Annotated in this window: 17 protein-coding genes; 9 read left to right on the top strand and 8 right to left on the bottom strand. The window is 44.8% G+C overall.

Annotated elements, in window-relative coordinates; all coding sequences use genetic code 11:
• Positions 1–40: 40 nt before the first annotated feature.
• The 4 genes from A596_RS09960 to A596_RS09945 form a co-directional block, all read right to left on the bottom strand.
• On the bottom strand, positions 41–907 hold the full coding sequence (locus A596_RS09960) for a PP2C family protein-serine/threonine phosphatase (protein ID WP_039914083.1): 867 nt from the start codon (positions 905–907) through the stop codon (positions 41–43).
• Between the two features lie 143 nt (positions 908–1,050).
• On the bottom strand, positions 1,051–3,969 hold the full coding sequence (locus A596_RS09955; RefSeq protein WP_039914081.1) for an insulinase family protein: 2,919 nt from the start codon (positions 3,967–3,969) through the stop codon (positions 1,051–1,053).
• Between the two features lie 25 nt (positions 3,970–3,994).
• A complete protein-coding gene (locus tag A596_RS09950) occupies positions 3,995–4,621 on the bottom strand; it encodes a tRNA-uridine aminocarboxypropyltransferase (protein WP_039914076.1) in 627 nt (208 codons plus the stop codon).
• Positions 4,618–4,956 (bottom strand): GIY-YIG nuclease family protein, encoded by a 339-nt coding sequence (locus A596_RS09945; RefSeq protein WP_235425664.1) that lies wholly within the window; start codon positions 4,954–4,956, stop codon positions 4,618–4,620. The genes A596_RS09950 and A596_RS09945 overlap by 4 nt, the downstream gene beginning before the upstream one ends.
• Positions 4,957–5,008: 52 nt before the next feature.
• Between A596_RS09945 and A596_RS09940 the strand changes: the two genes are divergently transcribed.
• Entirely contained in the window at positions 5,009–5,821 is an 813-nt protein-coding gene (locus A596_RS09940) for a methyltransferase domain-containing protein (RefSeq protein WP_039914074.1), read from the top strand.
• 10 nt (positions 5,822–5,831) lie between these two features.
• On the opposite strand, the gene A596_RS09935 is transcribed toward A596_RS09940, so the two are convergent.
• Positions 5,832–6,350, bottom strand: a complete 519-nt coding sequence (locus tag A596_RS09935; protein ID WP_052417419.1) for a J domain-containing protein — start codon at positions 6,348–6,350, stop codon at positions 5,832–5,834.
• A 218-nt stretch (positions 6,351–6,568) separates the two neighbouring features.
• Here A596_RS09935 and A596_RS09930 point away from each other — a divergent pair, with 218 nt between their 5' ends.
• The 8 genes from A596_RS09930 (at position 6,569) to yajC (ending at position 13,473) form a co-directional block, all read left to right on the top strand.
• Positions 6,569–8,314 carry a hypothetical protein gene (locus A596_RS09930; RefSeq protein WP_052417374.1) on the top strand — a complete coding sequence of 582 codons (1,746 nt, stop codon included), beginning with the start codon at positions 6,569–6,571 and terminating at the stop codon, positions 8,312–8,314.
• A gap of 87 nt (positions 8,315–8,401) precedes the next feature.
• Entirely contained in the window at positions 8,402–8,956 is a 555-nt protein-coding gene (locus A596_RS09925) for a hypothetical protein (protein ID WP_039914072.1), read from the top strand.
• Positions 8,957–9,049: 93 nt separating this feature from the next.
• A complete protein-coding gene (locus A596_RS09920) occupies positions 9,050–10,093 on the top strand; it encodes an agmatine deiminase family protein (protein ID WP_039914071.1) in 1,044 nt (347 codons plus the stop codon).
• A complete protein-coding gene (locus A596_RS09915) occupies positions 10,094–10,993 on the top strand; it encodes a carbon-nitrogen hydrolase (RefSeq protein WP_039914070.1) in 900 nt (299 codons plus the stop codon). It abuts the gene before it with no gap.
• A gap of 121 nt (positions 10,994–11,114) precedes the next feature.
• Positions 11,115–11,801, top strand: a complete 687-nt coding sequence (locus A596_RS09910) for a GGDEF domain-containing protein (protein WP_039914069.1) — start codon at positions 11,115–11,117, stop codon at positions 11,799–11,801.
• 89 nt (positions 11,802–11,890) lie between these two features.
• Positions 11,891–12,364: a thioredoxin-dependent thiol peroxidase gene (gene bcp, locus A596_RS09905; protein WP_039914067.1), complete on the top strand. Its 474-nt coding sequence runs from the start codon at positions 11,891–11,893 to the stop codon at positions 12,362–12,364.
• A gap of 216 nt (positions 12,365–12,580) precedes the next feature.
• Positions 12,581–13,024 carry a helix-turn-helix domain-containing protein gene (locus A596_RS09900; RefSeq protein WP_039914065.1) on the top strand — a complete coding sequence of 148 codons (444 nt, stop codon included), beginning with the start codon at positions 12,581–12,583 and terminating at the stop codon, positions 13,022–13,024.
• Positions 13,025–13,128: 104 nt separating this feature from the next.
• Complete coding sequence (gene yajC / locus A596_RS09895) at positions 13,129–13,473, top strand: preprotein translocase subunit YajC (RefSeq protein ID WP_039914063.1); 345 nt, start codon at positions 13,129–13,131, stop codon at positions 13,471–13,473.
• Between the two features lie 84 nt (positions 13,474–13,557).
• Here the strand turns inward: yajC and A596_RS09890 are convergent, their stop codons facing one another.
• From A596_RS09890 to tusC, 3 genes are read right to left on the bottom strand one after another with little or no spacing between them, the layout of a single operon-like run.
• The gene (locus tag A596_RS09890) at positions 13,558–13,890 is read right to left on the bottom strand and encodes a TusE/DsrC/DsvC family sulfur relay protein (protein WP_039914062.1); all 333 of its coding nucleotides are present in this window, start codon (positions 13,888–13,890) and stop codon (positions 13,558–13,560) included.
• A 1-nt stretch (position 13,891) separates the two neighbouring features.
• Complete coding sequence (gene tusB, locus A596_RS09885) at positions 13,892–14,200, bottom strand: sulfurtransferase complex subunit TusB (protein WP_039914061.1); 309 nt, start codon at positions 14,198–14,200, stop codon at positions 13,892–13,894.
• 3 nt (positions 14,201–14,203) lie between these two features.
• The gene (tusC, locus tag A596_RS09880; RefSeq protein WP_039914059.1) at positions 14,204–14,566 is read right to left on the bottom strand and encodes a sulfurtransferase complex subunit TusC; all 363 of its coding nucleotides are present in this window, start codon (positions 14,564–14,566) and stop codon (positions 14,204–14,206) included.
• Position 14,567: the final 1 nt, after the last annotated feature.

Below are 14,567 nucleotides of genomic sequence, written 5' to 3'. Positions count from 1 at the left end.
TCAAAATTCTGTTTCTGATGTTAAATAAACGAGTCGCATTTCAGGCACTTACTACATAAACCAGCAGGCCTAATAACGATAAAAGTGCGCCGCCAAAAATCCAGGCATCTATTTTAATTTTACCCGTTAAGTAGGGTATCCATTGCCACACGCCTTTACGCACAGTGTTTTGATGCAAAGGCGACTCAATAATCTGCAGGGTAATATTATCGCGTCCGCCGCCAGTGAGTGCAGCATGAAGTAGCTGGTCCACGGCGGCAAGGCAATCATTGGATTCGCACAATATCTGTGCGATGGTTTTGTCACTGACTTCATCGGTTAAGCCATCACTGCATAACAAAATCCATTGGTCGATTTGCCATTGGCCTTCCAGTGAATCGACTTTTACCTGATTCAATTCTTGCATTCCCAGGCATTGGGTAATGATATTTTTTTCTGGATGGAATTCGGCATCGTCGGCGCTGATAACGCCAGTGTCTACGAGCATCTGCACGTAGGAGTGATCCACGCTCAATTGCTCCAGCCGGCCGCCGTCGCGTGTAGGAGTCCATAAATACGCGCGGCTGTCACCTACCCAGGCAATCTGGTATTTGGTGGAATCGCTACGCAATGCTACCACCGTAGAGCCCATTCCCGGTGCGCCTATGCCTTTGGCCGCGGAGGAGAGAATACTGGTGTGAGCGTGCTGGATAGTTTCTATGAGGGAAAGGGCTGGGTTATTGTTGGTCTCTTTTTCAATGGTATCGCGCACAATGGCGCTTGCCACTTCACCGGCTTCATGACCGCCCATACCATCGGCGACCAACCATAACCCGTGCTCTGGCTGACTGAGAAAGCAGTCTTCATTATTGTCGCGCACCAAACCCGGGTGGGATGCAGCGCTGTATTCCAGTGGGATCTTGGTCATCTTCGTAGGGTTGTATGTTGTTATTTTCGCGATTCCTTGTGGATGAATACTAGATGACTTTAATGGGGAAAACTACGCAGCCTGGCACAAAACATTGCAATCCCGGCCACTGCAGAGTTCGTCCCTGAACTCATGAAGGCGGATTAACAGGTTTTCAATTGCAAACCGAGTGACTCCAGGTTTGCTTTTTGTCCCGCGTGTGTGACTACCGCAATGCTCGCCTTTTCCGCAGTGAGATAAGTGCGCGCAACACGTTTGAGATCGTCGGCGGTCACTTGCAGTACGCGATTGCGGAACAATTCGCGTTTTTCACGGGTGCGACCAAACAGTTCTGCCTGGTAGGTAGATTTTGCTTCACCGGCCGGTGAGCCGGGTTTATCAATACTGCCAATTACCCCGAGAATTGCTTCTTCCACGGCTTGCCATTGATGTGTGGTTTCCTGTAACCATACTAACGATTGGTCAAAGTCATCCAGCGTTTCAGTTAAACGTGGATCGCGGTATGAATAAAAACGAAATGATGCGGTATTGCTGTCCTGACTTGCTCCCCCGCCATAGGCGCCACCTTGCTCACGCACTGCGCGGTGCAAATAACCGTTGCGCAGGAACCCGCCCAGTACTGTTAATGCTGCAGCATCCGGGTGTTCACTTGGCACAGTGGGGTACGCTTTTGCGCAAAAATTGACTTGGGTATTGGTGATCCAGGCTTCGCGAACTTGTTCGCTGATTTCGGGCAATTCAAATTCTGCAAACGATTCAGTTGCGCTTTCACCGGACCAGCGTTGTTGTAAATGGTCGCGGTAGGTGTCCAGGTGTTCTTGCTCGCCTACAATTAAAAATTGTTTGGGCGCTTGCAAAATCAGCTGGTGAATTGATGCCAGGGTTTGTGCAAATTCGGCAAGGGATTTTTCATTATCCAATGCGGTGTCCAGCGCTTTTAATGCGGCAATACCTTCAAGGCCACTGAGTTGGTGCGATACTTTCGCTGCCGGGCTCATACCGGCACACGCAGCGGTCATAGCAAGGCTATGGCCATGGCCGGTAATACTTTGTTCGCGGCGCGCACGATTCTGTGCAATCAATTCGCGAATGCGATCCAGCTCGTCAAAGCGTGGCTGCAATAAAGTCGATTGCATTAATTCATTTAACGCCGCGCTATTGCGGCTCAGTGCTTTGGCGGAAAGGGTGATATAAGCATCGATATTTTGTACATCGTCACCTGCACCGCGAATGCTACTAAATGCACTGATTGATCCTACTGTTTCTGCTTGCCAGCGTTGGGTGGCGAGATAATCTTTTTCGCCATTTCCCAATTCAGTTAAACAAATACAATAAAACGGCAATACTTTTAATTGTGCGTCATTCAGTGCTGGCAGCTTGCACGTAATTTGTTGGTACAACAAACCATTGGTGCCTGCGGCATAACGGCGCAATGGATAATTGTTAACGCTTTCATGGCTACCCGCGGTGTAATGCAAATTTGCAGGAATATCTTCCAATCCCACTTTGGGCAGGATGCTTTCATCATCCTGGTGTAACTGGCGCGCTTGCAACGCTTTGGTTTGTGCAATGATGTGTTGCTTTTCATTTTCACTCAATTGCGCTTTCAATTGTGCGAGGCGATTTTTTTCAGCCGCTTTAATGCGATCACCCATTTGTAAATCCGGGCGTAATGTCAGGCGCACACGATGAGGGTTTTCCAATAACCATTTGCGTACAGCATTCTGGATAAATTGTGGGTCTTGCGTTTTGCGACGCAAATTATCCAGTGCCGCATCCACATCCAATAATGCGATTGGATCCCCGCGATGGGTTGCCGATGTGAGCCCCGTTAAAATTAATTGCAAACCATAAGGATAACCATCGCCCCCGACTTCGCGTTGCGACAATTCCAATTGGTGCAGCGACGCCGCAATCTGCTCTTGCGGTACACCCTGTTCTGCAACCTGAGTCAAGGTATCCAGAATTAATGCTTCGACATTATTAACATTGTCCAATGTGCAACCTTCAAGTCCACACACAAATGCCATCTCGCGCGATGAATCATCCAGTCCACATAATGGTGACGGCGCTTGTCCGAGCTCGGTTGTTTCCAGGGCTTGTTGCAGCGGCGATGCGCTATTGTCCAATAAAATATTGGACAGCAGTTGTGCCTCAAGTGATTCATCCAGATTGGTAGTCTTACCCAGTAACCAGGAAATCACGACGTGATTTTTTTGCTCGAGATTATCTGCATCATTTTCATCGACAGGGTAGGCTTCTTCTACATTTACCGGCGCGTGATAACGTTTTTCATCATCAACTGCAATAATTTCATCCAGCTTTTCAAAATGGCGCAGCGCCTGGTTTTCAAATTTTTCCTGGTGCACGGCTGCAGGAATATCGCCATACGTCATAAAAATTGCATTGCTGGGGTGATAATGCGTGCGGTAAAAATCTTTCAGTTGTTGATAGGTTAAATCGGGAATATCTTCGGGTTCGCCACCACTGTTGTAGTGATAGGTGGAAGTCGGGTAAAGATATTTACAGAGTGTATGCCAGAGCTGCGATGGCACAGAACTCATAGCGCCTTTCATTTCATTAAATACGACGCCTTTAAATACCAGGTCCGATTCAGGATTTTCCGGTTCAGCAAATTCAACGCGATGGCCTTCCTGTGCAAAATCCAGTTCGTCCAGGCGCGAGAAAAAAACTGCATCCAGATACACATCCAGCAAATTATTAAAATCCTTGCGGTTCTGGCTGGCAAAGGGATAAGCGGTCCAGTCGGAGCTGGTGAAGGCATTCATAAAGGTATTCAGTGAGCGGCGTACCATCATAAAGAACGGATCACGCACCGGGTATTTCTTGCTGCCGCACAGTGCAGTGTGTTCCAGAATATGGGCGACGCCAGTGGAATCGTGAGGCACCGTACGCAATGCCACCAGAAATACGTTTTCATCGTTATCAGCGACCAAATGAATATGTTGCGCTCCGGTATTTTTGTGGCGGTATTCTTCAACGCGAATTTTCAGGGCATCGATAGTCTGGCTGCGCAGCAATTCAAAAGCGGGATGGGTCATAGCGTATCTCTGAAAAAATAGGGGTTTATACAGGGCGAAAGGTGAATTGCTGGGTCACAAAACGCTGCATACTGTCCAGCAATGCCGAGTAATCAACAAGGTCCTGTTCGAGTTGCTGTAGAGCGTAACAACTTGCCTCCAGCGTGGAAAGCTGATTTTTGTTGCCGGCTTTCCTGATTAGATATAGGGAGTCCGGTGGATTTTCCAATGCCAGGCGCGGCAGAGTTTGCAATGGTCGATTTTTATAGAGCATCTTGCGGCTTTTTCGCCAGGTTGCATCTATAACTACCAACCGTAAACCATTGGGGCCAATTTGCCTGATATCAGGTGCGGGCAGTGGCATTTCCAATCCCAACGCCGCTGCATCGCGGGTGGGCGGATAGAGCAGCAATGGTTGTTTGCCGCTAGCAAATAATAGGCGATCAAGCTCAGCGGTTGCCATAGATTCATCGGAATTGAGCTTATAAAGCTGGCTGTTTTTTAGGCATAGATGTAATAAACCCGCCGTATTTTTGGCATTAACTGCTTCGGTTTTATCCTGCAATATCAATAATTCAATCATATTGTTGTGGATGTTTACCAAACTGCAAATGCAATTGCGCAATGGGCGCAGGCAACGATCACAGTTAATACGTTTTGCAGCAGGATTCATGAAATAGCACTATTTGTGGCAGTTTGATTAAGCTCTTGCAATTGATGGTGTACAAGATACGCCTGCGTTTGTGCTGCATACTGTTCAATCAATAAACGTTTTGCCTTTGCATTCATCGCCTTGATTGCTGCTTCACGCTGGCTTGCACTTGACCGTGAATGTTCCGTTTCCAGGTAACACAATTGTTGTGGGGTGCGTCCGCGAAAATAACGGGCACCGGCTTTACCGGATGTATGTTCGCGCCAACGCCGCGCCATATCGGTAGTGATTCCAGTGTAAACTTGTTGATCACTGGTCAGGATCATGTAAACAAACCAGTTATTGGCTGCGGTCATAAAAATCTGGCTGGCAGGATTGAATCGACAATTTTATTTACCCGAGTGGCGAATGGCAAAAGAATCAATACAGCAAGATCGCAATTTCGACGATCTCGCCCGGCGTTTCAAAAAAAATATCTATGGTGGACTAAAGGGTGATATTCGCCTCGCTGTATTGGAGCGCGATTGTAAGGCGCATTTACCGGTTTATCCGTCTGCATCCAATCCTGTGAAAGCCTGGCGTATCCTGGATGCTGGTGGTGGACAAGGGCAATTTTCCCTTCAGTGGGCCAAAGCCGGGCATGACGTAGTGATTTGCGATATTTCTGCTGAAATGCTCAAGCTTGCAGAAGAACCAATAAAAACGCTGAACCTGGAAAATAAAATCACGTTGGTTCATTCATCCATACAAGATTTACATTTACACCTTAATGGTAAAAACCAGTTTGATTTTGTTATCTGCCACGCGGTGATGGAGTGGTTACAGGAGCCGCAACAACTGTTGCCGTGTTTGCTGGATTACCTTGCTCCGGGTGCTTTTTTATCGCTGACTTTTTATAACGTGCATTCATTAATCTATAAAAACTTGTTACGCACCAATTTCAAAAAAATTATCAATCAGGATTACGGCGGTTCGCGTGGTAGCCTCACACCGATTAATCCACAAAATCCGGCACAGGTATTGGAATGGGTAAGGCAATTACCGCTATCGACCTTGTGTCACAGTGGTATTCGAGTGTTCCACGATTATATTTTTAATGAAGAGCACCGTGCGCGTGAACCTGATACGTTGCTACAACTGGAATTGGAATTTTCGCAACAGGAACCTTATCGCTCGCTGGGGCGATATATACATTTATTGTTGCAGGAGCACAATAAATAAACGCTACAGGTTAGCTTTTCAGGATTTTCAGCAGTGAATCCCTGGCCTGGTTAATTTTAGCCGCAAGGTAATCATTGCCACCGCGATCAGGATGTAGCTTTTGGATCAGGCGGCGGTGCGCGTCCTGAACCATAGCGACAGTAATATCGCCTTTGTAAATATCACCCGTTAAACCAAGAATGTCCTGGGCTTCTGTTATCGCCATATTATTCGGGGATGTGGCTGGCGGGGATTGTTCTTGCTGTGTGTTTTGGCTTTGCTGCGTTTTTTTGTGTTGTAACCAAAATGGCAATATTTGCGCGACCAACCCATATGCATTGCGCAGGAATGGAATCAATGCCGCTATAGCTGCGCCGATCCAGTGCATTTTTTGAAACATCACCAATAGAACTAATACACCTAAAAAAGCTCCAACACCTGCACGCCACAGTGCTTTGCGTTTTTGTTCATCATTCATTTTTTTATAGCGACCAAAAAAGATGATGACACAGGTCACTATAACGGCAAAAAACAGAAGTTTAAGAAGCACAGAGCCTCCATGGGTGGGGAGCGATTGGTTTTGGTCGATATTATAGGCAGCTGCTTTCTGATGTCGATAGCTAATCCCATCGTGCCGCCAAATATGGGATGGAATAACCATCGTCGCCTTGGCTGTTTTATGTCCTTCATTAATATTTTGGCTATGCTTGCCGTTATGGTGTTTATCGCCTTCAAGGGCTTCAGGATCAGGTAAAGCAGGAGTTAGGCATGGTTCGTGTTACTACTGCGATTTCTATTGTTGTGGAGCCTATGCGCAGATTTTCAATTTTATTAACGGTAATACTGATAACAGCGTGTGGTGGCGGGGGCGGCTCATCCGGCTCAAATCTTATTCCGGGCAGTAATTCTTCTTCATCGATAATTGCTTCTTCTGCAAATGCGAACAGTTTATCGAGTACCGGCTCTTCAAATGGCAGGTCCCTTGCCAGTAGTAATTCCTCTGTGTCTGCAGTCGTGAATATTAGTGGGAAAATTACCTATGATTTTGTTCCCCACAGTACCAGGGGCCTGGATTATTCAGCTGTTTTTGCGCGTGCTGGGCGAGGCTTGCTGGTGGAATTGCTGGATGAAAATAATCTGATCCTGGCAAGCACCGTAAGTGATAGTGACGGTCATTACTCACTTGGTGCTGCACGCAATAAATTGGTGAAAGTCAGGGTAAAAGCACAATTATTGCGTACCCAATCGCCGGGTTGGAATTTTAAGGTGACTGACAATACTAATGGCAATTCGCTTTATTCCATGATCGGCAGTTTGGTTGCCGCAACGAATGCAAACGCAGTGCGTAACTTGCATGCGTCGTCGGGGTGGGGTGGCAATGGATACACTGACGCGCGCGTTGCTGCCCCTTTTGCAATTCTGGATACGCTTTATGAAGGGGTAACGCGTTTTCAGGCGGCTGGAAACCTTGAGGATTTTCCGCCATTGGAATTACGTTGGAGTGTTAAAAACAGAGCTGCGGAAGGTGATCGTAGCCTCGGTGAAATTGGTACCAGTTATTTTGGCGGTGATGCCATTTATATTTTAGGCGATGAAAATAATGATACTGATGAATATGACCGCCACGTCCTGTTGCATGAATGGGGACACTATATAGAAGCGAGCTTTGCGCGTTCAGACAGTATCGGCGGGGATCACTCGCACGATGATAAACTGGATCTGCGTGTGGCCATGTCTGAAGGTTTTGCAAATGCTTTTTCTGCAATGATGCTGGATGATGCCAGCTATCGTGACTCCAGTGGCCAACAACAAGCGGATGGTTTTTTCAATGATGTTAGTAGAAAAAATAGCGGTACCAGGGGGTGGTACTCAGAAGCTTCGGTGCAATCCGTTATCTATAACTTCTATACCAGTAGCAGTGGTAAAAGTGCGCGTGATTTCTCGGATATTTTTCAGGTTATCAGCGCTGAAAATTATGCAGGCACCAGTGGTTTGATTTCTATTTATACCTTTGCTGATCAATTACGCAAAAAATTGCCGGCACAAGCTACCCATTTTAATAGTTTATTGCTTGAGCAAAATATAGAAGTTACGGATGAGTTTGGTGCGGGAGAAAGTAATTCCGGTGGTTATACGGAAAATTTGCCGGTTTATAAAACATTGCCATTGAACAATAACCCGGTGAAAGTTTGCAGTAGTAATCGCTTTGGTTCCTATAACAAATTGGCCGTCGCCCAATATTTTTTATTGACTGTTGCAAGTGCGGGAACCTACCAATTTTCCGCCGTGGAAACCGCAGATGATTCTGGCACAGCAGACCCTGATTTTTATCTTTATCGTCGTGGGATATTAATTGGGTTTGCTGAAGGTCCAGCAGCCGATCAGGAAAGCTTTTCCCGGTTTTTATCGGCAGGAACCTATGTACTGGAATTGGTGGATGCACGTGCAAAAGATGGCGATGACAGCGTGCCAATGACAGCTTGCTTTGATGTGCGCGCACAATTTTTGAATTAGCGATGTTGCTGGCTTAATTTACTAACTATGCATTTAACTACGCACTAACTATGCCGCCAGGTAACTACTTAAACAGGTAATTGAAAGATGGATAGAGAATGTTTTTGGAAGGCTGCATTGGCAGGGCTTATTGGTATATTAGCAGTTTCATTATCGGCATGTGACACGCCTGATACACAAGTTTCGCCTGCGCAAAAAAGTGAACCGCGAACGCATCTTGCCAAACCGGGTGCATCCATCACATTGAAAACCCCCCAACCATTTTTTCTGGACACGCCCGGGGTAGGCAACTTTGAACTGGTTTTGTCGGCACCACCAATGGGCGGTGTTATGCAGGTAGATGTAACAGCAGGAGCCGGGTTAGAGCTGGTTTCGTCTCCAGGTCATTTTGAGTTTTTACTGACCCGGGAAACAGATTATAAACTGCCCATTCAGATCAACGCGCCAGCAATCGGGCGTTATTACGTTAATTTGCAGGCCAGTATTATTCAAAATGGACAGCGTGATAGCAGGGTTATTACTGCAATCGTGCAAGTAGGGAGTCCCGTTGCCAAACCACAAAAAGGGGGAAATGGTAAGTCAGTGGGGGCGGATGGAATTATTTCGCTGCCAGCCAAAGAAACCATTCAGCCTGCTAATTAATCCGTTACTTCAAATCTGTCGTGAACCCATCATATAGCTTGTTTATAATGGCCAGCCTTAATCTGGCCATTTTATTTTCATGAGGTGTTTTTTATGTCAAGCCAACGTCTGCCCGCTGAATGGGAACCGCAAGATGCCGTCTTGCTTACCTGGCCACATAAAAATACCCCCTGGGGCTGGATTCAGGAGGAAGTGACAGAGCTTTATGAAGCACTTGCTACCGTTATTAGTGATTATGCAGATGTTGTTATTGCAGCCCCTGAAGATGAGCTTGAATCAATACGTGCGCGGTTGGATGCAATGGGTGCTCCGCTGGAATACATTTATTTATATCCCTGTAATAGCGACGATACATGGGCAAGGGATCATGGTCCGTTAACAGTGGAAAGTCCGGATGGATTTAAATTATTGGATTTTAAATTTAATGGCTGGGGCAATAAATTTCCGCATGCACAAGATGATCAAATTACCCGTCAGTTATTTTCACAAAAAGCTTTTCCTTATGCATCGCTTGAAGTTCGGGATTGGGTATTGGAAGGTGGTTCTATAGAAACGGATGGGCAAGGAACTTTGCTGACAACCACGTCTTGCTTGTTAAATAAAAATCGCAATCCGGATTTAAGTAAAGAAGACATTGAGTCGCGTTTAAAATCTGATTTCGGTGTGCGTAAAATTAATTGGCTGGATCACGGTTATCTTGCCGGTGATGACACTGATGGACATATTGATACCCTGGCCCGATTGTGTCCGAATAACACGATTGTTTATACCGCCTGTGATGATCAGCAAGATGAGCACTACGCATCGCTAAAAAAAATGGAAGAACAATTAAAAACATTTACCAATGCCGATGGTGAACCTTATCGCTTGTTGCCGTTACCTTGGTCTGGCCCGGTTTTGGGACGTGATTCAGATTCACGTTTGCCCTCGACTTACGCGAACTTTTTGGTGATCAACGAGGCAGTGTTAGTTCCCATCTATGATTTACCAATGGATGAAGAGGCATTGGAAGTTGTTTCACAAGCGTTTCCCGGTTATGAAATTATGGGCATCCCATGTTTATCATTGATTGAACAGGGTGGAAGCTTGCATTGTATTACCATGCAAATTCCCGAAGGTGTTTTGGAGCAATTCTAAATGCAAAAAAATTACCCCAATAAATTATTGAATGTCGGCGTGGTACAGCAATCCTGTACTGCTGATCTGGTTGCTAATTTTGCCAAATCGATCGAGCAAATCCGCATTGCCGCAAAGCAGGGGGCTGAGCTTGTTGTATTACAGGAGTTACATCGTGGCTTGTATTTTTGCCAGCAAGAAATTTCTGATCATTTTGATTTGGCTGAACCCATTCCCGGCCCGAGTACAAATGCTCTAACTGCTTTGGCTCGTGAACTTGATATTGTGATAGTTGCTTCGCTCTTTGAAAAACGTGGTGTGGGGTTGCATCATAATACCGCTGTGGTTATCGAGCGTGACGGTACTATCGCGGGTAAATATCGCAAGATGCATATTCCTGATGATCCGGGCTACTACGAAAAATTTTATTTCACACCGGGCGATTTGGGTTTCCATCCGATCCAGACTTCTGTCGGTAAACTGGGCATTTTGGTGTGTTGGGATCAATGGTTTCCTGAAGCTGCAAGGCTGATGGCGATGGCTGGTGCTGACTTGCTTATTTATCCAACTGCCATTGGCTGGTCCCCGCAAGAGAAACACGATGAGCAGCGCCGACAACGAGAAGCATGGATTACTGTACAGCGTGCACATGCAATAGCAAATGGTATACCGGTCATTAGTGTTAATCGAGTCGGCCACGAGCCTGATCCTGCTGGTGGCCCCGGATTGAAATTTTGGGGTAGTAGTTTTATTGCGGGTCCCCAAGGGGAGTTTCTCTACCAAGCAACTACTGACCAGGAAGAAACAAAAGTAATAGCTGTGGATTTGTCTCGCAGTGAGACAGTGCGCCGTATGTGGCCGTATTTACGGGATCGACGGATTGATCACTATGGTGATTTACTGAAAATTTATCGTGATTGATCAAGGGCCGCAGGGCTGCTCTGATTCGGTATAAGCTGTCGTGAATTTGATTGGTGGTGAGGGAGTCTATCGTCTAGACTTGTGGCACCTTATCTAATTATTTATTGTTCTGATTCTCTTTATGGATTCATCACCTGCGTCCGAATTGCATATATGCCCTCTGGGCGATGCGCCTTGCAAGCTTTCACATGAATTACAAAGCTTGCGCGATGAAATTGATTTATTGAAAGAGCAGGTGCGTACGGATGCGCTAACCGGTTTATATAATTTCCGTTTTTTTTCAGATACCTTGCCGCTTGAAATGGAACGTAGCCGCCGCTCATTCCAGGCTCTCTCCCTAATTGTGTTGGATATCGATCACTTTAAAAAGTTTAACGATACCTGGGGGCATGAAATTGGTAATCAGGTTTTAGTCCTGGTTGCCCGACAAATTACTTTGGTTGTTCGTAAATTGGATTATGCGTGTCGTTTTGGTGGTGAAGAGTTTGTCGTTTTGTTGCCGAACACCGACTTGCGTCAGGCAAAAAATGTTGCTGAGCGTTTACGCGAAGCCATTGAAGGCACTCCGCTGGTGTACGACAATCAATCCTTGTCAGTGACTGCCAGTTTAGGCGTGGATGAATTTCGTGGTCATCATAGCGATACCCATGAAGGATTTATTGAACGGGTGGATGCATGGCTTTATCAGGCAAAGCGTGATGGGCGCAATTGTGTTAGGTATCCTGTTGTCGAATCACCCATAATTACAACGACGGTAACTGCTGATGAAAAAGATGCACTTTTTGGTGGGTTTGATAAAAAAGATTGACTTTCGCATAACAGAAAGTTTTGCTGACCTTATACATTGTGGGCAGAATCTCGTAATATTTTTAAAGTATCTTCGGAGTTAATATCTTCATGGCTTTTCCAAAAATTGGTAATCTTGCCCCTGTATTTACCTTAAAAAATTTTCGCAATGAAGATGTTTCCCTGAAGGACTTTAGGGGAAAAAACAACGTTGTTTTATATTTTTATCCAAAGGCTTCAACGCCTGGCTGTACCGTGCAAGCCTGCGGTATTCGCGACAATGATCGCGCTTTTTCGGAACTTGATACTGTAGTTTTGGGCGTAAGCCCGGATTCACCTGCGAAAATAAAAAAATTTGTCGATAAATATGAATTAAATTTTGAACTTTTGGCTGATGAGGACCACTCTATTGCAGAGAAGTATGGCGTGTGGGGGCTGAAAAAATTCATGGGTAGGGAGTTTATGGGAATTTTGCGTACCAGTTTTCTGATCAACAAAGAGGGAAGGCTGGTAGCGATTATGGATAAGGTAAATACAAAGACTCATGATCAGGAAATGCTCGCGCTTATACGCAATGGCATTTAAAAGACTATTTATATAATGATGTGTGATAATAAAGTCACGTTTTGTTTGCAAATTATACGTGTTTCACTTTGATTCAAAAAAAGTTCGTCTATAATCCTCAATAGTTGAGTATGAACTTTCATGGATGGTCGGAGGTAAACATACAATGGTTTGCCCTTGGAAAAATGCTCCTGATTGATTTAACAACGCCCTTAGATTGGCAAAGGAGACGCCTGGATGATTCAATTACAGCGAATCTACCGTAACAGCGAACAATATTCAGAAAATCCTTTCGAAGGATCAGAAGTAAGATCATATCCGGAATATCTGGCTATGGCTGAAATACCAAAATTTGAAGGTGTTTCTGCAAGAGTGATTGATGCTTTAAAACAAAGGGTTGGCCGTGAGGATCTTTGTATTGATCGAATCGCGGAAGATCTTAAATTGTCTAAACGAACACTCCAGCGTCGATTGCAGCAACAGGGGGCTAATTTCGCTCAATTGCGCGATGTGCTTCGCTTTCATTATGCGATCAAATACCTTATCGATGAACATATGAGTGTTGATACGGTCTCTAAAGCGTTAGATTTTTCTGATAGAACAAGTTTTACAAACGCCTTTAAGCGTTGGACAAGTTTGTCTCCCAGCGTATTTAGAAAGCTTTTCAGGGACTATGCCTGATCTTTCAACTTCCTCCGATCCGTTCCTTTAGATTAAATTGCGCTAATTGCTTGCTTGTTATAAAACAGGTAGAGTTAGCGCTCTTTATTCTGAGAGGTTAATCCATGAGTTTCTTAGTCGCATCCGCAATGGCCCAGACTCAGGCCGCACCAGCACAACAAGGTAATCCAATGATTACGTTGCTAATGTTTGGTGGTATGTTCCTGTTTATGTATTTGTTGATTATTCGTCCTCAACGCAAGCGTCAGAAAGAGCATCAAAATTTGGTGACTGCTTTGACAAAAGGGGATGAAGTTATAATGACTAGTGGAATGTTGGGTAAGATCATCAAAGTAGATGAAAATTATGTAGTTCTTGAAACTGGCAATAATGTGGAGCTCAAGTTTCAAAAGGTTGCAGTGCATGCCGTTTTACCAAAAGGCACTATAAAATCTATTGATGCGGCTTAAGTCGTATTAAAATATTTTTACCAGAGTTAATGAAAAAAGCGAGCCTTAATGCTCGCTTTTTTCATTTTTAATGATGGATCTAAATTATAAGCAATTGGCAGGGCGAGGAAGGCCGGCAATTTTGCTCGCGATTTTTGCGGGGCTGGGTGGAAATAATTGAAGTAGATAAATGCTTTTTCCTTTTTCCGGACCTAATTTTTTTTCCGTGTATTTTACCAGTGCGCGCATTGCTGGTGAAATTTCAAATTCTTTATAAAAATCCTGCAACAAATAAATTATTTCCCAATGAGCCGCTGATAATTGAATGTTTTCATTCTGTGCAATTTCTGTGGCTACATCGGTATTCCATTGCTGCAGGCTCTCCAGGTAGCCATCTTTGTCTACAGCGAGCTGTTGATTGTTGACTATGATATGCATATTAGTACCAGCTCTGAACCCGGTTAAAGTTAACGGTAAGCGATACAAATTCATCATAGGAGATCAATTGAATGTGAGCGGCAATTTTATATTCAAGAGCGCGTGCTTTTACGTCATTTAAAAGGGCATAAATGTGAATGCCTTGTTGGTTTAGAGCTTCTAGCGCCGTAGCATTTGGTGCGCTTTTTAAAGCACTAAAAACCCCGTCTTCCAGTAATAATATTCCATCGCTGGATCTGCAAATCAAAATACACGATTCAAGAGCACGGTTGGTAAAGGATGACTTATTAACGGTATGTAATGTGCTCATGTTCTAAAAGCTCAGAATATGATCTTGATGGTTTAGAAGGTTGGATATTTGAGCACTATTCACAATTGTCGCATTATCAACAATCAGGTTTTCAATTGTCAGGCCTCTCTGCTCCAGCGATTCTTGATGGATATATAGTTTATCTATGTCGTAAAAAGGTAAAGCGGATAGCATCGAGGTGAAGCTTTTCTGAGAAATTTCTTGAGCTTGTTGATCTCTTAGTAATTGGAATATCCCGTCATCCATAAAGAGCATGCTCAGGTCCTGGTCATAAATTGCTGTGGCTAATGCAGCATCGAATGCATCTTTTGCAATAGAGTTACCGTAGGGGGCGTGGCGACTAATTAATAGGATTTTTTTGTGCATA

It is taken from the genome of Cellvibrio mixtus subsp. mixtus J3-8, assembly GCF_000766945.1.
GTDB classification, from domain to species: domain Bacteria; phylum Pseudomonadota; class Gammaproteobacteria; order Pseudomonadales; family Cellvibrionaceae; genus Cellvibrio; species Cellvibrio mixtus_A.
Note: the sequence above shows the minus strand (reverse complement) of the source record. Positions and strands in the feature narration are given on the sequence as shown.